Source organism: Pseudoclavibacter sp. JAI123 (genome assembly GCF_013409665.1).
Classification (GTDB): domain Bacteria; phylum Actinomycetota; class Actinomycetes; order Actinomycetales; family Microbacteriaceae; genus Pseudoclavibacter.
On the sequence record NZ_JACCCM010000001.1, the window covers coordinates 693,478 to 713,675 of the forward strand.

21 protein-coding genes and 2 riboswitches are annotated in these 20,198 nt (G+C 69.4%); of the genes, 13 read left to right on the top strand and 8 right to left on the bottom strand.

The window, feature by feature from the left end; translation table 11 throughout:
• Positions 1-119: 119 nt before the first annotated feature.
• Both HDC34_RS03350 and HDC34_RS03355 read right to left on the bottom strand, forming a co-directional pair.
• The gene (locus HDC34_RS03350) at positions 120-1,073 is read right to left on the bottom strand and encodes a manganese catalase family protein (protein WP_179555848.1); all 954 of its coding nucleotides are present in this window, start codon (positions 1,071-1,073) and stop codon (positions 120-122) included.
• A gap of 129 nt (positions 1,074-1,202) precedes the next feature.
• Positions 1,203-2,543: an APC family permease gene (locus HDC34_RS03355; RefSeq protein WP_179555849.1), complete on the bottom strand. Its 1,341-nt coding sequence runs from the start codon at positions 2,541-2,543 to the stop codon at positions 1,203-1,205.
• A 154-nt stretch (positions 2,544-2,697) separates the two neighbouring features.
• Positions 2,698-2,764, top strand: a riboswitch (guanidine-III (ykkC-III) riboswitch).
• 10 nt (positions 2,765-2,774) lie between these two features.
• Between HDC34_RS03355 and HDC34_RS03360 the strand changes: the two genes are divergently transcribed.
• The 3 genes from HDC34_RS03360 to HDC34_RS03370 all read left to right on the top strand — a co-directional run bounded on the left by HDC34_RS03360 (position 2,775) and on the right by HDC34_RS03370 (position 4,541).
• The gene (locus tag HDC34_RS03360; protein WP_179555850.1) at positions 2,775-3,089 is read left to right on the top strand and encodes a multidrug efflux SMR transporter; all 315 of its coding nucleotides are present in this window, start codon (positions 2,775-2,777) and stop codon (positions 3,087-3,089) included.
• 2 nt (positions 3,090-3,091) lie between these two features.
• Positions 3,092-3,454 (top strand): multidrug efflux SMR transporter, encoded by a 363-nt coding sequence (locus tag HDC34_RS03365; RefSeq protein WP_179555851.1) that lies wholly within the window; start codon positions 3,092-3,094, stop codon positions 3,452-3,454.
• A 424-nt stretch (positions 3,455-3,878) separates the two neighbouring features.
• Positions 3,879-4,541, top strand: coding sequence for a lytic murein transglycosylase (locus HDC34_RS03370; protein ID WP_308807251.1), 663 nt, complete (start codon positions 3,879-3,881; stop codon positions 4,539-4,541).
• Here the strand turns inward: HDC34_RS03370 and HDC34_RS03375 are convergent.
• The 3 genes from HDC34_RS03375 to HDC34_RS03385 form a co-directional block, all read right to left on the bottom strand.
• A complete protein-coding gene (locus HDC34_RS03375) occupies positions 4,538-4,864 on the bottom strand; it encodes an ATP-dependent DNA ligase (RefSeq protein WP_257023066.1) in 327 nt (108 codons plus the stop codon). The genes HDC34_RS03370 and HDC34_RS03375 overlap by 4 nt on opposite strands.
• A 70-nt stretch (positions 4,865-4,934) precedes the next feature.
• On the bottom strand, positions 4,935-5,513 hold the full coding sequence (locus HDC34_RS03380; protein WP_179555852.1) for a hypothetical protein: 579 nt from the start codon (positions 5,511-5,513) through the stop codon (positions 4,935-4,937).
• 142 nt (positions 5,514-5,655) lie between these two features.
• Complete coding sequence (locus tag HDC34_RS03385) at positions 5,656-6,924, bottom strand: ammonium transporter (protein WP_104310262.1); 1,269 nt, start codon at positions 6,922-6,924, stop codon at positions 5,656-5,658.
• 233 nt (positions 6,925-7,157) lie between these two features.
• On the opposite strand from HDC34_RS03385, the gene HDC34_RS03390 reads away from it, so the two are divergent.
• The 10 genes from HDC34_RS03390 to HDC34_RS03435 all read left to right on the top strand — a co-directional run bounded on the left by HDC34_RS03390 (position 7,158) and on the right by HDC34_RS03435 (position 15,506).
• Positions 7,158-8,024 (top strand): DUF1684 domain-containing protein, encoded by an 867-nt coding sequence (locus tag HDC34_RS03390; RefSeq protein ID WP_179555853.1) that lies wholly within the window; start codon positions 7,158-7,160, stop codon positions 8,022-8,024.
• Positions 8,021-9,127 (top strand): LLM class flavin-dependent oxidoreductase, encoded by a 1,107-nt coding sequence (locus HDC34_RS03395; protein ID WP_179555854.1) that lies wholly within the window; start codon positions 8,021-8,023, stop codon positions 9,125-9,127. The genes HDC34_RS03390 and HDC34_RS03395 overlap by 4 nt, the downstream gene beginning before the upstream one ends.
• Entirely contained in the window at positions 9,124-10,188 is a 1,065-nt protein-coding gene (locus tag HDC34_RS03400) for a GNAT family N-acetyltransferase (protein ID WP_179555855.1), read from the top strand. The genes HDC34_RS03395 and HDC34_RS03400 overlap by 4 nt, the downstream gene beginning before the upstream one ends.
• Positions 10,189-10,304: 116 nt before the next feature.
• Positions 10,305-11,141 carry an alpha/beta fold hydrolase gene (locus HDC34_RS03405; protein ID WP_179555856.1) on the top strand — a complete coding sequence of 279 codons (837 nt, stop codon included), beginning with the start codon at positions 10,305-10,307 and terminating at the stop codon, positions 11,139-11,141.
• Between the two features lie 303 nt (positions 11,142-11,444).
• On the top strand, positions 11,445-11,651 hold the full coding sequence (locus tag HDC34_RS03410; RefSeq protein ID WP_179555857.1) for a hypothetical protein: 207 nt from the start codon (positions 11,445-11,447) through the stop codon (positions 11,649-11,651).
• Positions 11,652-11,681: 30 nt separating this feature from the next.
• Positions 11,682-12,230 (top strand): orotate phosphoribosyltransferase, encoded by a 549-nt coding sequence (gene pyrE, locus HDC34_RS03415; RefSeq protein WP_179555858.1) that lies wholly within the window; start codon positions 11,682-11,684, stop codon positions 12,228-12,230.
• 38 nt (positions 12,231-12,268) lie between these two features.
• Complete coding sequence (locus tag HDC34_RS03420) at positions 12,269-12,769, top strand: septum formation family protein (RefSeq protein ID WP_179555859.1); 501 nt, start codon at positions 12,269-12,271, stop codon at positions 12,767-12,769.
• Between the two features lie 39 nt (positions 12,770-12,808).
• Complete coding sequence (locus HDC34_RS03425) at positions 12,809-13,234, top strand: SRPBCC family protein (protein ID WP_179555860.1); 426 nt, start codon at positions 12,809-12,811, stop codon at positions 13,232-13,234.
• 113 nt (positions 13,235-13,347) lie between these two features.
• A riboswitch (FMN riboswitch) is annotated at positions 13,348-13,474 on the top strand.
• 101 nt (positions 13,475-13,575) lie between these two features.
• On the top strand, positions 13,576-14,385 hold the full coding sequence (locus tag HDC34_RS03430) for an ABC transporter permease (protein ID WP_104310272.1): 810 nt from the start codon (positions 13,576-13,578) through the stop codon (positions 14,383-14,385).
• A 56-nt stretch (positions 14,386-14,441) separates the two neighbouring features.
• The gene (locus HDC34_RS03435; protein ID WP_179555861.1) at positions 14,442-15,506 is read left to right on the top strand and encodes an ABC transporter substrate-binding protein; all 1,065 of its coding nucleotides are present in this window, start codon (positions 14,442-14,444) and stop codon (positions 15,504-15,506) included.
• Here HDC34_RS03435 and HDC34_RS03440 read toward each other — a convergent pair.
• Genes HDC34_RS03440 through HDC34_RS03450 form a run of 3 tightly spaced genes read right to left on the bottom strand, consistent with a single transcriptional unit; the run spans position 15,503 to position 20,198 of the window.
• The gene (locus HDC34_RS03440) at positions 15,503-17,896 is read right to left on the bottom strand and encodes a beta-glucosidase (RefSeq protein WP_179555862.1); all 2,394 of its coding nucleotides are present in this window, start codon (positions 17,894-17,896) and stop codon (positions 15,503-15,505) included. The genes HDC34_RS03435 and HDC34_RS03440 overlap by 4 nt on opposite strands.
• The gene (locus HDC34_RS03445) at positions 17,893-19,290 is read right to left on the bottom strand and encodes an aldehyde dehydrogenase family protein (protein WP_179555863.1); all 1,398 of its coding nucleotides are present in this window, start codon (positions 19,288-19,290) and stop codon (positions 17,893-17,895) included. The genes HDC34_RS03440 and HDC34_RS03445 overlap by 4 nt, the downstream gene beginning before the upstream one ends.
• Complete coding sequence (locus HDC34_RS03450) at positions 19,287-20,198, bottom strand: carbohydrate ABC transporter permease (RefSeq protein WP_104310275.1); 912 nt, start codon at positions 20,196-20,198, stop codon at positions 19,287-19,289. The genes HDC34_RS03445 and HDC34_RS03450 overlap by 4 nt, the downstream gene beginning before the upstream one ends.

Genomic DNA, 20,198 nt, shown 5'->3' on the forward strand with positions numbered 1-20,198 from the left:
CCCGCCTCTCGTGAACGCCCGCAGCTCCCCGCCGCCGCGCGGTGCGGCGACAAGGAGCTGCAGAGCGGAGGAGCTGCGGTGAGGAGCTGGGCTGCCCTGCCCAGGCCTGTGCCCCGGACTTACGCTGTCGTCGGCCCGTAGAACCCGTTGATCTCGGAGAGCTCGAGCTCTGCGGTCGCCTGGATGAGGGCGAGCAGGTCGGTGTCGAGGCCAGGCGCGAACTCCTCCAGACGCTCGTGGGCGATGAACGACGGAGCTCCGGCGGGGGCCTGCTCCGAAGCGTCCAACGTCGTGCCGTCCTTCGAAGGCGAGTCGCCCTGGAAGATCTTCCCTGCCTCCGACTTGCCGTCGAGGTCGAACGAGTACTGCTTGCTCTGCAAGCCCAGGTCGAGCAGCTCCTTCACTTCGGGGAACGACTCGGCGTTCGTCTTCGGGATGGGCAGCAGCGACTTCCAGTTCACGCCGAGCGTCTCGAGGGCCTTCGCGTACGCGTTCTCGTGCGCCTGGTCGCGCACGATCAGGTAGGCGATCGTGCCACGCGCCGTCGGGTTGTCGGTCATCTCGTAGATGCGGCACTTCTGCAGGCGCCCCGTCGACTCGAGCATGAGGTTGTAGAGCAGGTCGAGGGGCAGGTTGCCGGAGTTGTAGACGTAGCTGCCGCTCCACGGGTTGCCCGCCGCGTCCACGGGCAGAGCACCCTGAGCGCCGACCAGGTAGTGGTGGATGTTGCTCGTGTCGAGGGCGATCTTCAGGGGCGTCGCGCCGCCGGCACCCGGCTTGTCGAGCGGGTCCGTGAGCTTGCCCGTGTATTCGGGCGACCCGTCGAGCAGCCGGGAGATGGTCGTGCCGATCAGCTCGACGTGGCTGATCTCCTCGGTGCCGATGCCCTGGATGAGGTCACGGTACGGCTTCGCCGTCGGGCCGCGGAAGTTCATCGCCTGGAAGAGGTACTGCATCATGGTGCGCATCTCCCCGAACTGCCCGCCGAGCCCCTCCTGCAGGGCATTCGCGGCCGCGGGGTCTGGCTCGCCGTCGGCGATGTCGTTGATCCAGGTCTGTGCGTGGAAGTACATGGGGGAGTCTCCTCGTCATCGTTCCGGTTCGACGCGGATGCGCCGCTCCCGCGAGACCATCAACTGCACCTGGGTTTTCGAGAGGGGTACCGCGAACCGGGGCTGAGGGTGTAGAACGCGCGACACCGGCTACTCCACGGGCGTCGCCGCTCGCGAGTTCTTCGAGCGCCGGACGGCGCGCAGCACGACGTACGTGACGACCCCGACGGCCACGATGATGCCGCCGCGCAGCCACACCTCGCCGCTCTGCTGGGTGAGGAGCACGATGCAGGAGATGATCGCGAGCACGGGGAGCACGGTCCAGGCCTTGAAGTGCGCGTGCTCGACCTTGTCGCGGCGCAGCACGAGCACGGCGAGGTTCGTGCTGAGGAACACGATGAGCAGCAGGATGACGACGGTCTCGGCAAGCACGGCGATGCCGCCCGTCGCGGTGAGCACGATCGCGAAGACCGTGGTGACGACGATCGCGACCCACGGGGTGCGTCGCCCGGGGAGCACGCGCCCCAGCATGCGAGGCAGCAGCCCCTGGCCCGCCATGCCGTAGGTGAGGCGGCTGGCCATGATCATGGTCAGCAGCGCGCCGTTGGCGACCGCGATGAGGGCGATCGCGCTGAACAGCCAGGCCGGCACGGGCACCCCGGTCGCCTCGATGACGTTGAGGAGCGGACCGGTGGACTCGGCGAGCTCGTCGGAGGGGACGGCGATGGATGCTGCGGTGCCGACGAGCATGTACATGAAGCCCGCCGTGAGCAGCGAGAAGAACAGCGCCTTCGGGTAGACCTTCGACGGCTCGCGCACCTCCTCGATGAGGTTCGCGCTCGTCTCGAAGCCGACGTAGGAGTAGTACGCGAGGAGGGCCGCGCCGAGCACGGCGGGGAACGGGTTGATGTCGTCGCCGAACGACACAGCCCGGCCGATGTCGCCGCCGCCGTTCCCGACGAGCACCCCGACGAGCACGACCACGAGGACGAGGCCCGTCAGCTCGATGCAGGTCATGACGATGTTCGAGCGCAGGGACTCCTTGATGCCGCGCAGGTTGACGAGCGCGATGAGCACGAGCAGGAGGGATGCGCCGACGACCGGCGGTAGGTCGATGAACGTGGCGAGGTAGTCGCCGCTGAACGCGAGAGCAAGGCTGGCCGCGCTGACGACGCCCGCCGCGAGCATGCAGAACCCCACCATGAACGACACGAACTCGGAGCGGTACGCGCGTTGCGCGAACACCGCCGAACCGCCCGCCTTGGGGTACTTCGTGACGAGCTCGGCGTAGGACGCGGCCGTCAGGAGCGCCATGCCGAGCGCCACCAGCAGGGGCAACCAGGTGACGCCGCCCACTTCGCCCGAGATGGTGCCGACGAGGGCGTAGATGCCAGCCCCGAGCACGTCGCCGAGGATGAAGACGAACAGGAGGAGCCCCGTGACGTCGCGTTTGAGGGCCGGGGTCGACGACGGGGCAGGTGTGGGGGACATGCCCCGATTGTTGCGCGCATCCGGAGGGCATTCCTCGCCCTTGTCAGGTGCGCCACCGTGTGCAACTGCGCCGGGTGCATCCGCTGCCCTGTGCATCCGCACTGCACGCGGCTCTGGCCTGGCCAATGGGCGGGCCTGTTGCTACCGTTGGACCTTGAAGCCCCGGAATCGGGCTTGCGGACGAGGGAGCAGTACCCGCACCACGACAAGACTGACTCAGAAGGAGCCGTCGTGGCTTGGTTCGTGTTGATTCTGTCTGGAATGCTGGAGGCCGTCTGGGCCTCAGCGCTCTCCGCCTCGAAGGGCTTCAAGAGGCCCGTCCCCGTCGTCGTCTTCCTGGTGTCGCTCACCATCAGCATGGCCGGCCTCGCGTGGGCGATGACGCAGCTGCCGACCGGCACCGCGTACGCGGTCTGGGTCGGCATCGGGGCGACGCTCACCGTCATCTGGGCGATGTTCACCAAGCAGGAGCGGGTTTCCGTCGCACGGGTCCTGCTGCTCGTGCTGCTCGTCGGCTCGGTCATCGGCCTCAAGGTGGTGAGCTGACCATGGCGTGGATCGCACTCGTCATCAGCGGCATCCTCGAAGCCGTCTGGGCCACCGCCCTCGGCCAGTCGGAGGGGTTCACGCAGCCCCTCCCCACGATCGTCTTCTTCGTCGGGGTCGTGCTCAGCATGCTCGGCCTCGGCTGGGCGGCGGCGCGCATCCCGATCGGCACCGCCTACGCCGTCTGGGTCGGCATCGGGGCGGCCCTCACCGTCATCTACGCGATGGCGACCGGGGACGAAGCGTTCTCCCCGTGGAAGGCCGTCTTCATCTCCGGCATCATCCTCGCCGTCATCGGGCTGAAGCTCGTGCCAGACAAAAAGAAGGAAGCGGTCGCTGAGCCCGTGGCGCCTCCGGGGCTCTGACCTGGGCCGCGCGCTGATCGCAGCCCACCTCCTCCTGGCGGACAGCCGTGCGGCAAACTTCGGTGACAACTCGCGCCTGACGGACGCTCAACGGACGCGAACGCCCCCGTCGTCACCGAAGTTTGCTGGTCGCGTCGGCGACCGGAGCTGCGAGCCGCGATCGTGGCGGCCCTCGGCGCGCATCCAGTCGAGCGTCCGTGGCCGCACGTACGCTGTCCCTTTCGACCCCAGGCACCCCCACGTCCCGACCCCAGGAAGGGCCCGCATCATCGTCTCGTCCGCAAGCTCCCCCGCTCGCGCCCGTCTCCTCACGGCTCTCGGTGCCGGCGTCGCGTCGGCCTCGTTGCTGACGGGATGCGCCGGGTCGTTCTTCTCGCCCGCGTACGGCGAGGACGAGGTGGGGAGTGGGGTGCAGGAGCCGCAGGTGCAGACGGAGCCCTACCTCGACCCTGCCGCTGAGGGATACCCGGTGGCGCCGCCGCAGCAGCTGCCCGAGTCGGCCGGGTTCGGCATCTGGGATGTGCCGGTTGCGGAGCTCGCTTCGCCCGCCTGGGTGCAGGCGACGTCTGATGCGACGGGCATCCCGGTCCGCGCCCTCTCGGCATACGCGGGGGCCGCGATCCGGGTCGCGGAGACGCGGCCGGAGTGCGGCATCGGCTGGAACACGCTCGCCGGTATCGGCGCGGTCGAGTCCAAGCACGGCACCTACGGCGGGTCGCAGGTGCTGGACTCCGGCCAGGTCGAGCCGCCCATCATCGGGGTGCCCCTCGACGGCAGCGAGGGATTCCTCGCGATTCCTGACACCGACGGCGGCGCCCTCGACGGTGATACCGAATGGGACCGGGCAGTCGGCCCGATGCAGTTCATCCCGGAGACGTGGGCGAAGCACGGGCAGGACGCGAACTTCGACGGAGCCGCCGACCCCCACCACATCGACGACGCCGTGCAGACGGCGGCCGCCTACCTGTGCGAGCGGGGCGGCGACCTCACCACCGACGACGGGTGGAACACGGCGATCTCGGCATACAACCTGCCGGCCGAGTACGCGCGCGAAGTCGCGGGGTACGCGGAGCTCTACGCGAGCTAGAGCTCTTCTGCGCTCGGCGCCACGACGCCGCCCGGGCTGTTGGCCATGCGAAGCAGGTGCGCGAGGACTCGACGGTCGAGGTCGGTCGGCCGCTCGCCTCGGTAGTTGAACAGGACCGGGACGTTGGCGCTCATCCAGACGGCGTCGCGGCCGCCGCCAGTGAGCGCGTCGTTGCGCCAGCTCAACAGGAACGACTCGCCGCGCCTGAGTTTCGTTCCGACGACGGCTTCGAGGTGCGCGAGCACTCGGTCGTCGAACTCGGTTGGTGTGTTGTCATAGATGAAGGTGCCCATAGTGTTGTCTGGCGCGGATGCGGTGAGCATTTCCGCGCCAGACGACGCTATTGAACCTGGCAGTTAGCGCCGAATCTCTTGACAAATCATAGAGTTTCCTCTACTTATGGCCGACCTCGACGCAGGGAATCGCCATGGTCGCGACGAACGCCCCGTCCGAGTGCATGACCGGTGGGGCGGACTCGTCGAAGATCGCGGCCTCGCCCTCGGCGAGCTCGGTGCCGCCGAGGCTCAGGCGGCCGCTGATGAGGTAGATGGCGCGAACGTCGGGGTCGAACTCGATGGGGTCGCTCACGAAGACCCGGCCGAGGATGATGGGCTGCATCTCCGACTTGCGGGTCACCCGCAGCAGCCTGGTGCTCTTCGCGCGCCCGATGGAGCTGCGCAGCAAGAGAAGCGGGGTCGTCGACTCGACGACGATCTGGTGGTCGGCCCGCACCTTCTCCTGCCGGGTGCCATCCACGAGTCGCAGCTGCGGGCCGCTGATGCCGAGCCAGTGGTCGACGGTTCCCTCGGGCCGGTGCAGCGACTTCACGTTGCGTTTCACGTCGACGAGCGACAGGCTCCACCTCGGATCGACCTCGTCGTCCGGGTCGCGCCAGATCTCGTGCACGCTCCCGGAGCGAAGGTCGGTGCCGAGCCGTTCCCGTGGCAGCGACTGCGGCGTGACGATCTTCATCGAACGGCATCCAATCTACGAAGCTCAGTTGCTGGGGAACCCCGCTGTCGGGGGGGGAGAGGCCAGAAGGTGGCGGCCAGTCTGCAGACTGTGCCGCCACCTTCATGGTCAGTGAGCGGATGCTCGTCGTGCGGGGCGGATGCTAGACGCGGGCATCCTCGAGCACGTAGCCGGCCTCACCGTGCGAGACGGTGTCGAGGCCTGCGATCTCGTCCTCGTCCTTCACGCGGAAGCCGATCGTCTTGTGGATGACGAACCCGATGATGAACGCGCCGACGAAGGAGTAGGCCATGACCGCGAAGGCTGCGATGGCCTGCACGAGGAGCTGTGTGCCGTCACCGCCGAGGAAGAGGCCGGTTCCGTTGGCGAAGAAGCCCAGGTAGAGGGTTCCGATGAGGCCGCCGACGAGGTGGATGCCGACCACGTCGAGCGAGTCGTCGAGGCCCAGCTTGAACTTGAAGTCGATCGCGAGGGCGCAGACCGCACCGGCGATGACGCCGAGGAGGATCGCCCAGACCGGGTCGAGGGATGCGCAGGCCGGGGTGATGGCGACGAGACCGGCGACGGCACCGGACGCGGCACCGACCGAGGTTGGCTTGCCGTCGCGGATCTTCTCGACGACGAGCCAGGCGAGGAGCGCCGCCGCGGGGGCCGCGATGGTGTTGACGACGGCGAGGGCGGCGACGCCGTCAGCGGCGAGCTCGGAGCCGGCGTTGAAGCCGAACCAGCCGAACCAGAGGAGGCCGGCGCCCAGGAGGACGAAGGGCGGGTTGTGGGGGACGTGCGCTCCCTTGCCGAAGCCGACGCGACGCCCGAGGACGAGGGCGAGGGCGAGGGCCGCCGCACCGGCGCAGATGTGCACTGCCGTGCCACCGGCGAAGTCGATGACGCCGACGCCGAACGTCTCCTGCAGCCCGTAGGTGATCCAGCCGCCGTAGGCGAAGGAGCCGTCGTCGGCGAGGCCGAAGTTGAAGACCCAGCTGGCAACGGGGAAGTAGACGACGGTCGCCCAGATGCCGGCGAAGATCATCCACGAACCGAACTTCGCGCGGTCGGCGATGGCGCCGGACACGAGGGCGACGGTGATGATCGCGAAGGTCGCCTGGAAGGCGGCGAACGCGAGCGGCGGGTAGGCGGCGTCTTCCGGGACCTCGAGGAGGCTGGAGAGCCCCATCGCGGACGGGTCGATCGCGAAGAGCGGGCTCAGGCCGTCAGCTGCCGGGAAGGCGATCGAGTAGCCGTAGAGCACCCACAGCACGCCGATCAGGCCGATCGCGCCGAAGCTCATCATCATCATGCTGATCACGCTCTTCGCCTTCACGAGGCCGCCGTAGAAGAAGGCGAGTCCAGGTGTCATCAGCAGCACGAGCGCCGCCGCGAAGAGGATGAATGCGGTATTTCCTTGATCCATCGTTGTAGACCTCTCTGCAAGGGGACGCCGTGGGCGTCGGGGTGCACTCAGCTTGCGCTCAGGCTGTTTCGCCTGTGAGGCCGTGGTGTTACGCGAACGAATGAAGTTCATGTCCGGCGTGTTTCCGCGGTGTCGCACGAACCGCGGTCTCGCCTTGCGCTATGTGACGCCCTGAGTAGTCCGGCGTAGCTGCGGTCTTACGGTTGCGGGCGGGGTCTGCCTACCATCCCCGCATGAGCACCTCGGCCTCCCTCGTCCAAGACGCATCCGTCGATCGCGCCCAGTTCAACCGAGACTGGGAGGCGTGGCACGTCGAGCACGAGAAGCGGCGCACCGACGGGCACGGCTTCCTCGCGGTGACGAGCCTCACGTTCCTCTCGGAGGAACCGCAGGCCATCGAGGGCATCCCAGGTGCCTGGTCGCTTGAGGATGGTCAGGCGGTTGTCGACCTCGCAGACGGCGAGACCCTCGAGGCCGACGGGCTGCTCCTGCAGGGTCCGCGCCTTCACCGCTTCCCGTGCATCGCCGAGCGCGACGGGGTCAGCGCCCGCGCCGGGAAGGTGCTCATCGAGATCGCCAAGCGCGGCGGCTTCACGATCGTGCGCCCCCGCGACCCCGACTACGACTATCTGGCCTCCTACTCGGGCACCCCCACGTACCTGCCCAACCTGCGCTGGCGCGCCGAGGGCAGCTTCGAGGCGTTCGACGAGCCCCGCGACGTCACGGTCGGCGCGGCCGTCGAGGGGCTCGAGCACGTGTACTCCTCTCCGGGCAAGGTCACCTTCGAGCTGCGCGGGGAGCGGTTCTCGCTCACGGCGTTCAACGGTCACGAGGCGGGTTCACTGCTCGTGCTGTTCACGGATGCGACGAGCGGCCTCACGACGTACGCCGCGAACCGCGCCCTGTCGGTGTCGGCCCCGGATGCGGACGGCCGCGTCACGGTCGATTTCAACCGCGCCGTGAACCTGCCGTGCGCGTACACGGTCTTCGCGACGTGCCCGCTGCCGCCCGCCGAGAACCGGCTGCCGGTGGGCATCGAGGCTGGCGAGAAGACGCCGCTGTCCAAGGCCGGCGACGACGCGGGGAGTGAGCCCGCGTGAAGTTCCAGGTCCTCGACATCGTCCCGTACGTCGCGAACCCGGTCACGGGGGAGCAGCTGACACCGTCGGAGCGCCTCCACGAGACGCTCGAGTTCGCGCGCAGGGCTGAGGAACTCGGCTTCGACGCCTTCTCGGTGGGGGAGCGCCACGCCGGCCGCTTCCTGTCGTCGTCGCCGAGTGTGCTCCTGGGGGCCATCGCCGCGCAGACGTCGACCATCCGCCTGCAGACGGGGGTGACGGTGCTGTCGATCCTCGACCCCGTCCGGGTGGCCGAGGACTTCGCCACCATCGACCAGCTCTCCCGCGGCCGCCTGGAGATCACGATCGGCAAGGGCAACGAGGTCGCCCAGTTCCCGCTGTTCGGCCTCGAGATCGACGACCAGTGGGAGCTGCTCGCTGAGAAGTACGCGCTCCTACGGGAGCTGTGGCGCGAGACCGACCTCGACTGGCCTGGCACCGAGTTCACGCGCCCGCTCGCGAACGTCACCACCCTGCCGCGGCCCTATGCCGGACCGCCGCGTGTCTGGCACGGCTCGGCGACCACGCTCGCATCCGCGGCCCTCGCCGCGAAGTGGGGCGACCCGCTCTTCTCGGCGAATGCCATCCAGCCGCTGCGCAATTACGAAGTGCTCGTGCGCCACTACCGCGACGAGTTCGAGCGACACGGACACGACCCGAACACGGCGTACGTGGGCGCCGGGGCCGGATCTCTGTTCATCGCGGACACCAGCCAGGCGGCGAAGGAGCAGTACGGCCCCGTCTACGAGGCCCTCGTCGCCGCGACGAACGTGCCCGGCAACAACTCCGTCTTCCGCGACATCGACCACGCCATCGCCGAAGGGCCCGCGCTCGTCGGCAGCCCGCAGCAGGTGATCGACAAGATCGGACGCTTCCACGGGGCCTTCGGCCACGACCTGCAGTCGATCAGCCTGCCGACGACGCTCCCGCACGAGCAGCAGCTGGAGCAGCTCGAGTACTTCGCGACGGCCGTCATCCCCGCGCTCCGCGAGGAGTTCCCCACGACGCTCTGGGGCGACGGCGACGGCGACGCGCAGCTCGGTCGTGCCTTCAGCGCAGAGCCCGTTGGAGCATCCGCCGCATGACGCAGACCGCACCCGTCGCGACCCAGGACGCGCACGCGACGCCACCCGCCCCACTGCGGGTTCGCGAAGCGCAGCCAGCGGACTGGCCGGAGGTGGTCAGGGTCAGCGAGGCTGCCTTCGCCGCTGGCCCCTACGGTCACCTGCCCGTCGGCGAGGAGCGGCGGCGCTTCGTGCAGGACGTGGAAGGCCGGGTCGCGGCGGGCAGCGTGCTCGTGGCGGAGCGCGCGGGCGAGATCCTCGGCACGCTCAGCATCGCCCGGGCGGGCACGGGACCGTCACGGCTGGCGGTCGCCGACGAGGCCGAGGTGCGGCTCCTGGCCGTCTCGCCCACCGCCCAGCGGCTCGGCGTGGCGAGGCGCCTCATGCTCGCGGCGAGCGAGACCGCCCTCGGCTGGGGCGCATCCGCGCTTGTGCTCGACACGGGAGACCGCAACTTCGGGGCGCAGGCGCTCTACGAGGGCCTCGGGTACCGGCGCACCAACGAGCCGCGCCAGTCCGACGAAACCGAGGGACGCATCCCGCACGTCGACTACCGGCTGCAGCTGCAACCCGCCCCGGGCGTCGTCGTGCGGCTCGTGCGGCCCAGCGAGGTCGACGCCGTCGCCGAGCTGTCGCTGCGCGCCTACGAGCTCGAGTACACCATCTCCGGCAACTACCGCGACGACATCGTCTCGGTCGGCGAGCGCGCGGCGGCCCACCAGGTGTGGGTGGCGGTGGACGCGCGGAGCGGCGAGCTGCTCGGATCCGTCGCGACGCCGAAGCCGGGGGAGCACCTCACGTCGCTGCCGCAGAGTGATGACGAGCTCGACTTCCGACTGCTCGCGGTCGACCCGGGTGCCCGCGGGCGCGGTGTCGGGGCCGCGCTCACGACGCTCGTGATCGAGCTCGCACGGCTGCGCGGACTCCGTCGAGTCGTCATGAACAGCGGACCGCAGATGGTGCGCGCTCACCGGCTGTACGAGCGCCTCGGGTTCTCGATCCTCGAGTCGCGCGTGCGCACCGTCGATCCGGGTGACGGCCGCGCGCCGTTCCAGCTGCTCGCGTTCTCGATCGACGTCTGACCTAGCGAGCCACCCCGCGCGAGTCTGGACGTTGCCCAGGAGCCACCGATCCGACGCGGAGGTCGGTTCCGAATGATGGTGGAAGCGTCGCAGGGTGCGGCGCGGGAAGGCAACCAATGACTGAGATCCTCGCTCACCACGGCCTGCTCACCGACACGAAGCTCCACGTCGACGACACGGGCGGAACGGGCCGCCCTGTTGTCCTCATCCACGGCTGGCCCCTCTCGGGAGAGGCCTGGAATCACCAGGTGCCGGCATTCGAAGCGGCAGGTCACCGCGTCGTGACCTACGACCGTCGCGGCTTCGGCCGCAGCGACAAGCCGCTGACCGGATACAGCTACGACGACTTCGCGGACGACCTGCAGGCCGTCCTCAAGGCCCTCAACCTGCGGGACGTGACGCTCGTCGGCTTCTCCATGGGTGGCGGCGAGGTGGCCCGCTACCTCGCCAAGTTCGGCGACGAGCGCGTGCACAGCGTCGTCTTCGCATCCGCAGTGCCGCCGTACCTGCTGAAGACGCCCGCCAACCCGGACGGCCCCCTCGAAGCGGGGGAAGCCGCGAAGATGACGGCCGCGCTCACCGCGAACCAGGAGTCGTTCTACGACGACTTCATCACCACGTTCTACTCGGTCGACGGCACGCTCGTCGTCTCCGAGGCGGAGCGCCAGGCGGCCATCGACCTCACGAAGCAGGCATTCAAGCCCGGCGCGCTGCAGGCCATGGCGGCGTTCGCGAACACCGACTTCCGCGACGACCTGCAGGCGGTGAAGGTGCCGACGCTCGTCATCCATGGGGACAGCGACGCCACCGTGCCGTTCGAGGGCTCCGGGGCCCGCACCAACGAGGCCATCGCCGGCTCTGAGCTGCACGTCGTGGCGGATGCGCCCCACGGCGTCAACGTCAGTCACGCCGAAGAGTGGAACCGGGTCGTGCTGGATTTCCTGAGCCGCTGACCCTCGCCCCGTGTTGACCCCGAGACCCGCTCGCCACCTCCTGGCGGGCGGGTCTTCGGCGTCTCACGGGCACCTCACAGAGGGCGTGCGCCCGGTGGCAGCGGATGCACCGACATCGCCGTCATCGCAGGGCTCGCAAAGTTCGCTGGGAATCGCGGACCGTGCCGCGCAGACGCCGATGAGCCCCCGATTCGTTTGACAGCAGGTCGACCGGCTTGCTGGGCTGGCCTCAGATCGACTCGCAGGACCGGAAGCATCCCGAGACAACGAAAGGCCAGCCAGGCGCCGGCCGGAGGAGGCGTGATGAAGACGAAGAGCGTGACGAAGACCAGCGAGATCGACGCGACCACGTCGACCGCCGCAGACGATGCCAGGCCCGCCGCAGCAACTGGCGGTGGCGGCGCGACCCCGAGCCGCGATGCCCACGGCCTGCCAACGGGGGCCGCCCTCCGGGAGTGGCGTCGCGCGCATCCGAGGGCCACGATCGCGGACGCCATCGCGGCGCACTGACGGGCGCGGCGGACGATTAGGCTTGGCCCCGTGACGACAGACCGCGACGCCCTCATCGAACTCATCCGCGACGAAGCCGTGTTCCACGGTGACTTCACCCTCACGAGCGGGAAGAAGGCGACGTACTACATCGACCTCCGCAAGCTGAGCCTCGACCACCGCGCGTCTCCGCTCATGGGCCGCGTGCTGCTCGACCTCATCGAGGAGTTCGGGCCCGTGGATGCTGTGGGCGGCCTCACGATGGGCGCCGACCCGCTCGCGAGCGCCGTCATGCACCAGGGGCTCGCGCAGGGCAAGGTCGTCGACGCGTTCGTCGTGCGCAAGGAACCGAAGGACCACGGCCGCGGCCGCCAGGTCGAGGGCCCCGACCTGGAGGGCAAGCGGGTCGTCGTGCTCGAGGACACCTCCACGACGGGCGGCTCGCCGCTGAAGGCCATCGAGGCCCTCGAGAAGGTCGGCGCGAACGTCGTCGGCGTCGCCGTTATCGTCGACCGCGCCACGGAAGCGCAGGGCATCATCGAGGCTGCGGGCTACCCGTACCGCGCCGCCATCGGCCTCGAAGATCTGGGCCTCGCCTGAGTACCACCGAACAGGCTGCGAAGCGCCGCAACCGCGGCGTGCTGGCGACGCTCGTCGCTGTGCTGCTGCTCGGCGGGGTCGCGCTCGGAGTCTGGCTCCAGCCGTTCGGCGACGGGACCGTGCCGCCAGAAGAGACCGCCGGCCCGCCCGCGACGACGGTGCCGCTCGCCGGCGTCGATGCCTCCCTGCTGGAGCCCGGCCAGTGCATCCAGGACTTCGTGTCGGCGTGGGAGCCACGCTTCGAGGTCGTCGACTGCGCCCTCGAGCATTCCGGACAGCTGCTCGCCGAGGTCGAGGCGACGCCCCTCTCCGAGAGCGACGAGTATCCGGGCGAGGAAGCGCTGCGCGACCGTGCCCAGATCACCTGCCAGGCGACGGACGTCCTCGACACGACCGTCGCGGCGACCGTCCCCGGACTCGTCATCGAGGCCAGCTACCCGCTGAGCCAGGGCGACTGGGACGCAGGACAGCGCAGCTACCGCTGCTTCGCCTCCACACCGGGAGCATCCACGACTGGCTCGCTCGCTGCCAGCGAGTAGTCCGGCGGCAGCCCAGGGCGCGACGACTACCCTGATCGCATGACCTTCGTGAGTGAATCCATCGACATCGATGTACCCGTCGACGTGCTCTTCAGCCTGTACGCGGAGCCGGAGTCGCTCCCCAGCGTGCTCAGCATCGTGAAGCACGTCGAGGTGCTTGGCCCCGACCTCATCCGCTGGGATGTGGAGCTCGTCGGCCAGCGCCGGTCCATCGACGCGAGGGTCGTCGTCAACGAGCCGGGCGAGCGCCTGCGCTGGGAGTCGGTCGAGGGGCGCGCGTCGTTCGCCGCCGAGGTGCGCACCCAGGCGATCACGCCAGCCAGCACCCGAGTGACGGTGGACGCGGAGTTCGACGCGGGCGGCATCGCCGAGCGCCTCGGCCTCGCGAAGCCCATCGCCGCTGCCGCCATCGCCAGCGAGCTCCGCAACGCGAAGAAGAGCGCGGAGGCGCAGGCCGCCAGCTAGGTCGTGTCTCGGGGCGGGGACGTCGCCGAGGTATACCGCAGGGCTGTTCGCTTGACGCGGAGCGTCACGAGGTCGCGCTTCGCAGGGACCTGTCGTACTCTGACAGCAGAGTCCACGTGCTCCGGGGTCGGTGTAATTCCGAGCCGGCGGTGATAGTCCGCGACCTGCTCCCGCAAGGGAGTGGCTGATCTGGTGAAATTCCGGAACCGACGGTGAAAGTCCGGAAGGGAGGCGCACGTGACGGCACGCCTCGGCGTACCGTCAGCTCGTGGAATCCGCTGACCTGTTCGGCGAACCCACGCGCCTCGTCATCCCCGGAGCTTTCCACGAAAGCCGGGTAGATGAACACGACGTCAGCACGCATCTCCGCACCGATCTCGGTGGCGGTCGCGGTGCTCGCTGTGTGGTGGGCCGTCACGGCCGCCGGTCTCATCTCGCCGCAGTTCCTCCCCGCGCCGGGACAGCTCGCCGAGCGCTTCTGGCTCGACGTGACGCAGGGGCCCATGCTCTCCCACGCCTGGGTGACGCTCTCCGCGGCCCTGCTCGGCAGCCTCCTCGCGATCCTCGTCGCCGTCCCGCTCGGGTACCTCATCGCGCGCCTGCCCTGGGTCGACGTCGCGATCACCCCGTACGTCGCCGCGTCGCAGGCCGTGCCGGCCATCGCGCTGGCCCCGCTGCTCGTGCTGTGGATCGGCTACGGCCTCGCACCCACGGTCGTGCTGTGCGCCATCATGTCGTTTTTCCCGATGATCGTCACCACGGTGCTCGGGGTGCGGCAGCTGCCGCAGGACGTCATCGAGGCCGGACGCATCGACGGCGCCAACTGGTACCAGCTGCTGTGGTGGGTCGAGGCCCCGTTGGCGCTGCCCAGCGTGCTCGCCGGGATCCGCGCCGGCGTGACGCTGTCGATCACGGGTGCCGTCGTCGGCGAGTTCACGATGGGCGGCCGGGGCCTCGGGATGCTCCTCACCCTCAACCGCGACGCCAACGACATCCCTGGCATCTTCTCCACGCTCCTCATGCTCGTCCTGCTGGCCGTCGCGCTGTACATCCTCATGCGCCTGTTCCAGAACGCCGTCACCTGGAACGACGACGAGCCCAAGACGAAACGACGAGCCCGCGTGCTCGCCGACGAACCCCTCCCCGCCTGACCCGAACCCCCCTGACCAAAACCGCCTGACCCGCCCATCTCGACCAGGAGACGCCCATGAACCTTCACCTCAACACCGCAGGCCGCGCTCGCGGCCCTCGGGTACTGCGCTCCCTGGTCGCTGCGGGTGCTGTGGCGGCCATGGCCGTGCTCGCCGGATGCTCGACCTCCCCCGATGGCAACGCCACAGACGTGACGGCCGAGCCCGCGGGAGCCGCCACCATCGGCCTCACGTACACCCCGAACATCCAGTTCGTGCCGTTCTACGTGGCCGAGGCGAAGGGCTTCTTCGAGGATGAGGGCGTCGATGTCGAGCTGCGCCATCACGGCGAGGGCGAGGACCTCTTCGGGGCTCTCGCGAACGGCACCGAGGACTTCGTGTACGCGGGCGGCGACGAGATCACGCAGGCCCGTGCCGCAGACATCCCCGTCACCTCGGTCGCGACGCTCTACAACACGTACCCGGCGACGCTCATCGTGCCGGAGGACTCCGACATCAAGACGGCAGCGGATGCACGCGGCAAGACGATCGGCACGCCAGGACCCTACGGGCAGACGTACTTCGCGCTGCTTTCGCTGCTCCAGAGCAACGGGCTGACGGCGGACGACGTGAAGATCGAGCACATCGGCTACACGCAGCAGGCGGCGCTCACGACCGGCGCCGTCGACGGGGTCATGGGCTACGTCAACAACGACGCGGTGCAGTTCGAGAAGGCCGGCTTCCCGGTGCGCACGATCGAGATCGCGCCGGCGGACGCGCCGACCCTCGTCGGGCCGTCGCTCGGCGTCGCCGACTCGATCATCGAGGGGGACGACGCCACGATCAGACCCGTGCTCGAGGCGCTTGCCCTCGCGACGCAGTACGTGATCGACAACCCGGACGAGTCCATCGACATCGCCGCCGAGTACATCCCGACCCTCTACACGGACGAGGCGAAGAGCGACGCGCTCGCGACGCTCGAGGCGACCATCCCGTTCCTGTCCGCGCAGGACGGGCAGCCGCTCTTCACGAACGACGCCGAGGTATGGGCCACGATGGCGACGTTCATGAGCGAGCAGGACCTGCTCGAGAAGCCCCTCGAGGGCGACGCCTTCACGAACGCCTACGTGCCGCAGGGCTAGGAGGCGGTCGGCGCGGAGCGGTTCGGCTCCCGGTCCTGCTGCAGCTCTGTGACGCGGGCACGATGCTGCCGCTCGAACCCGAGCCGCCGCATCGTGCCGGTCAGCGTGACGTCGATCGCGAACTCCTCGTCATCGGCCGATCGGGCGATGACGAGGCGCACCGGGCCGGGCGTGACGACCCGCCTCAGGTCGGAGTCCGTGTATGAGGTGAGGTCGGCGGGGATCTCGAAGCGCAGCTCGGTGCTCGCCCCTGGGCCGACGACGGTCTTCGCGAACGCGATGAGTCGCCTCTCCGGCAGCACCACCCCGCGCCCCTGCTGCTGCAGGTACACCTGCACCACCTCGCTCGCCGCACGCCCGCCCGTGTTCGTGACGCGGACGCCGACGTCGATCGTTCCGTCGACGGCGACGGCCAGCTCGCGTCGTCCGGTCGAGGCCCAGTCGGTGGCGCCGTACCCGAGCCCGTGGCCGAAGGGGAAGGCGGGGGTCGGGTCCACGACTGTTATGCCGTCGGCCCGGTGGCCGAGCCGAGGCTGCAGGTAGGTGGAGAAGACCCGGCGGTCCTGTGGGATCTGAACGGGCAGGCGACCGGATGGCTCGACGCGTCCGCTGAGGACGCCGCTGATCGCCGACGCACCCTCGACTCCGGGGAGGAACGCCTGGAGGATCGCGTCGACGCGTCCGGTGTACTGCCCAAGCGCGTAGGGTCGGCCGGAGACCACGACGAGGACAACCCGAGCTCCCGTCTCCAGGACCCGCTCGATGAGCTCATCCTGACGCCCAGGGAGTGCGAGGTCGTAGGCGTCGCATCCCTCCCCGGACGTGCCAGCACCGAAGAGGCCGGAGCGATCGCCGACCGCGAGGATCGCGAGGTCGCTGGATGCTGCGAGAGCGACGGCCGCATCCAGTGCGTCGGAGTCCTCAGGCCCGCCTTCGGCGTGGCCAAGGCTCGAGGGACCAGCGGCGTGAGCGAACTCCACGGCGGGGAACTCCTCGGCGACGGCGGCTCGCAGGGTCGCGATCGGCAGGCCCGGGTCCGTACCGGGGTGCGCTGAGAGCACGTGATTCGGGAAGGCGTAGCAGCCGAGCATCGTGACGGCGTCGTCGAAGATGGGGCCGAGCAGCGCGATCCGTTCGCTCGGAGGCGGGTCGAGGGGCAGTGTGCCCCGGCCGTTCTCCAGCAGCACGACGGACTCCTCCGCCAGGCGTCGGGCCACGTCCCGATTCTCGGCAGCGTCGAACGAGAGCGCGTCCGCCGAGCTGGGGACCAGCTTGTGGTCCGGGTCGAGGAGCCCGAGCTGCACCTTCTGCAGGAGCACTCGCCTGACCGCCACGTCGATGAGCTCGCAGACGTCCGGATCGGTGGCGGCGAGCGCCGCCAGGCCCTCCGCGTAGGACACGCTGAAGGGGAGCTCCACGTCGATTCCCGCGCGCAGGGCGAGGACGCCAGCCTCGAGCTCGTCAGCGGCGACCCCGTGCGTCGAGTGGAGGAACGGGATCGCCCAGTAATCGGAGACGACCGTGCCGGTGAAGCCCCACAGCTCGCGCAGCAGGTGGCGCAGCAGGCGAGGGTCTGAGGCGACCGGAACCCCGTCGATGTCCGTGTACGAGTTCATGACCGACCGCGCACCGCCCTCGCCGAGCGCGGCCTCGAACGGGGGCAGCATCACATCGGCGAGCTCACGGGGACCGATGGAGACCGGTGCGTGGTTCCGCCCGCCGCGCGAGGCGCTGTAGGCCGCGAAGTGCTTCAGGGTCGCGATGAGGCCCGTCGATTCGAGGCCACGGACGTACGCCGTCCCCAGCGCACTGACGAGGTGGGGGTCCTCACCCATGGTCTCCTCGACCCGCCCCCACCGGTAGTCGCGGGCGACGTCGAGGACAGGCGCGAGGCCCTGGTGGATGCCGGCCGATCGGAGGTCGCCGCCGATGCGGGTCGCCATCTCCTCGACGAGACGCGGGTTGAAGGATGCGCCCCACGCGAGCGGAGTCGGGTAGGCGGTCGCGGCCAGGGTCGCGAAGCCGGTGAGGCATTCCTCGTGCGCGATGGCGGGGATGCCGAAGCGCTGCGCGGCGACGACCCGATCCTGCAGCGAGCGGAGCCGCTCCAGCCCTTCGGCAGGGGAGACGGGACCTGTGCCATACGCGCGGGTGATCTGCCCGATCCCGTGCGCAATGCGCTCGTTGAGGGTCTTCTCGTCCGAGATCGAGTCCTGCATGGGAGCCACGCTGGCGCCGGCCGCGTCGGGATCTGCGTCCTCCTGCGGCCAGATCGAGCCGAGCTGGGCGATCTTCTCCGCAGTCGTGAGCGCAGCCAGGAGGAGGTCGGCGCGGACGCTGTCGTCGAGAGCCGTGTCGTTCCAGGCGTTGCTCGTCGGCGCCGTGCTCATGCGCCCGCCCGATCCCATTCGCCGTCGACTCGACGGGGCACGCGCGACCTCGGATCCTCCCTGAGCTCGTCCGGCAGGAATCGATCCGGAGTGCTCTGCCATGTCACTGCTCGCATCCACCTGTCGATGGCCGATGCCCCGACGGAGGTGCTGGAGGCGTTCGTCGATGCCGGGTACGGGCCTCCGTGCGTCGTCGCCCAGGCCACGCGGACACCCGTCGGCACGCCGTTGACGATGACCCGGCCGCTCGTCGATGCGGCCGCGTCGAGCAGTTCGTCGATCGCGTCGAGGTCCTGGCCTGTCGCGCGAACGGTCGTCGTGAGCTGACCCCCGAGCGCACGGAGCGTTCCGGGGACCTCGTCAAGCGACCCGTAGGTGACCAGCAGCGCCGCCGGGCCGAAGACCTCCTCCTCCAGCGTGCCCGCGAGCTCGCCCAGCGAGGTGATCCCGAGCATCGGCGTCTGGCCCTGCGACGTCGCCCGGCCGTCGACGAGGGCCCGCACTCCCGCCCGCCGCCAGTCATCGAGACGGTGCTCGTATCGCTCCGTGATGCCGGGGGAGAGGAGCGGCTGCGGCTCGACGTCGGCGATGCGCCCGGAGATGGTGGCGATGAGCGTCGCCGCCGGCTCCGGGATGAAGATCAGCCCCGGCTTCGTGCAGAGCTGTCCGGCGCTCGCGGTGACGGCGGCGGCCAGCTGCTCGGCGAGCTCCTCGGCATCGGTCTCGGCGGCCTCTGGCGCGACGACCGTCGGATTGGTGCTGCTCATCTCCGCGAACACCGGGATCGGGGTCTCCCGCGACGCAGCGAAGTCGAAGAGCGCCCGCCCGCCTGACGCCGAGCCGGTGAAGCCGACGGCCGCCACGGAGGGATCCTCGACGAGTGCGCGGCCCGCATCCCGGTCGGTCACGATCCGGAGGGCACCGACCGGGAAGCCGTTCGACTCGAGCGCGTCGCGGACCACCAGGTGGGTCGCCCTGCTCGTCTCGGGGAGATCGGGATGCGTCTTAACGACCACGGGGCAACCCGCGGCGAGGGCGGAGACCGTGTCCCCGCCGAAGACGCCGAAGGCGAATGGGAAGTTGCCCGCCGCGAAGACGGCGACCGGCCCGATCGGTACGCGCATTCGGCGCAGCTCCGGCGCGCCAGGCGCCTCGTGGTCGATCGCCGCGTCGAGGTAGCTTCCTTCGTCGATGAGGTCGGCGAACAGCTCGGCCTGCGAGGCCGTGCGTTCGATCTCCCCACCGAGGCGAGCTGCACTGAGGCTCGTCTCGGCGGCCGCGATTGCGACCAGCTCCGATGCGTCCTCCCGGATGGCGGCCGCCGCGGCGCGGAGCCCACGGGCGCGAACACCGCGTTCCGTGTTCCGGAGGAGGGTCCAGGCGTCGACGCTCACCCCTTGACCGCCCCAGCGCTGAGGCCCTGAACCAGGTACTTCTGCACGTAGGCGAAGACCGCGACGACGGGCACGACCGCGACGACGCCGCCGGCTGCCAGCGCGCCGAAGTCGGTCCCGAACTCGCCGAGCAGGTAGCTCAGCCCGACCGGGATCGTGAACTGGTCCTGGGAGGTGATGAACATGATCGCGAAGAGGAAGTTGTTCCACGCGCTAATGAAGGCGAACGAGCCGACGGCGACGATGCCCGGCTTGAGCAGCGGCAGGACGACGGTGATGAAGGCTCTGAACCGAGAGCATCCGTCGACCCACGCCTGCTCCTCCAGGTCGATGGGCACGTTGCGTATGAACCCGGCCATCAAGACCAGCGAGAGCGGCAGCTGGAAGACCGTGTCGGAGATGATGAGCGCCCAGAGCGAGTTCGTCAGGCCGAGCCCGTTGAAGACCTGGAACAGGGGGATCAGCAGCATCGCACCTGGGATGAACTGCGTGCAGAGCATGATCAGCACGAACGCCGACTTGCCCTTGAAGGCGAACCGGGCGAGCGCGTAGCCGCCGAGGAGGCCGATGACGGTCGAGATGACGAGGCTCACACCGGCCACGTACAGGCTGTTGAGGAAGAAGACCCCGAAGCCGTTCCCGTTCCACACCTTGATGAAGTGGTCGAAGGTGATGGGCCATGGCACCAGCGAGGTCGAGCCGGCTGGGCGGAAGGCGAACAGCAGCATCCAGTAGAACGGCACGAGCGTGAAGATCAGCGCGATCGTCAGCGGCACGGCGAGCAGGAGCCGGTCGAGCAGCGACTTCGGCCGCGGCTTGTTGAGCGGAGCCTCCTTCTTGCTCGTGGGCGTTTCGGGCTCTGTGGGCGCCGGAAGGCCCTGCGGCTGCGCGAGTGTGGTGAGGGACAT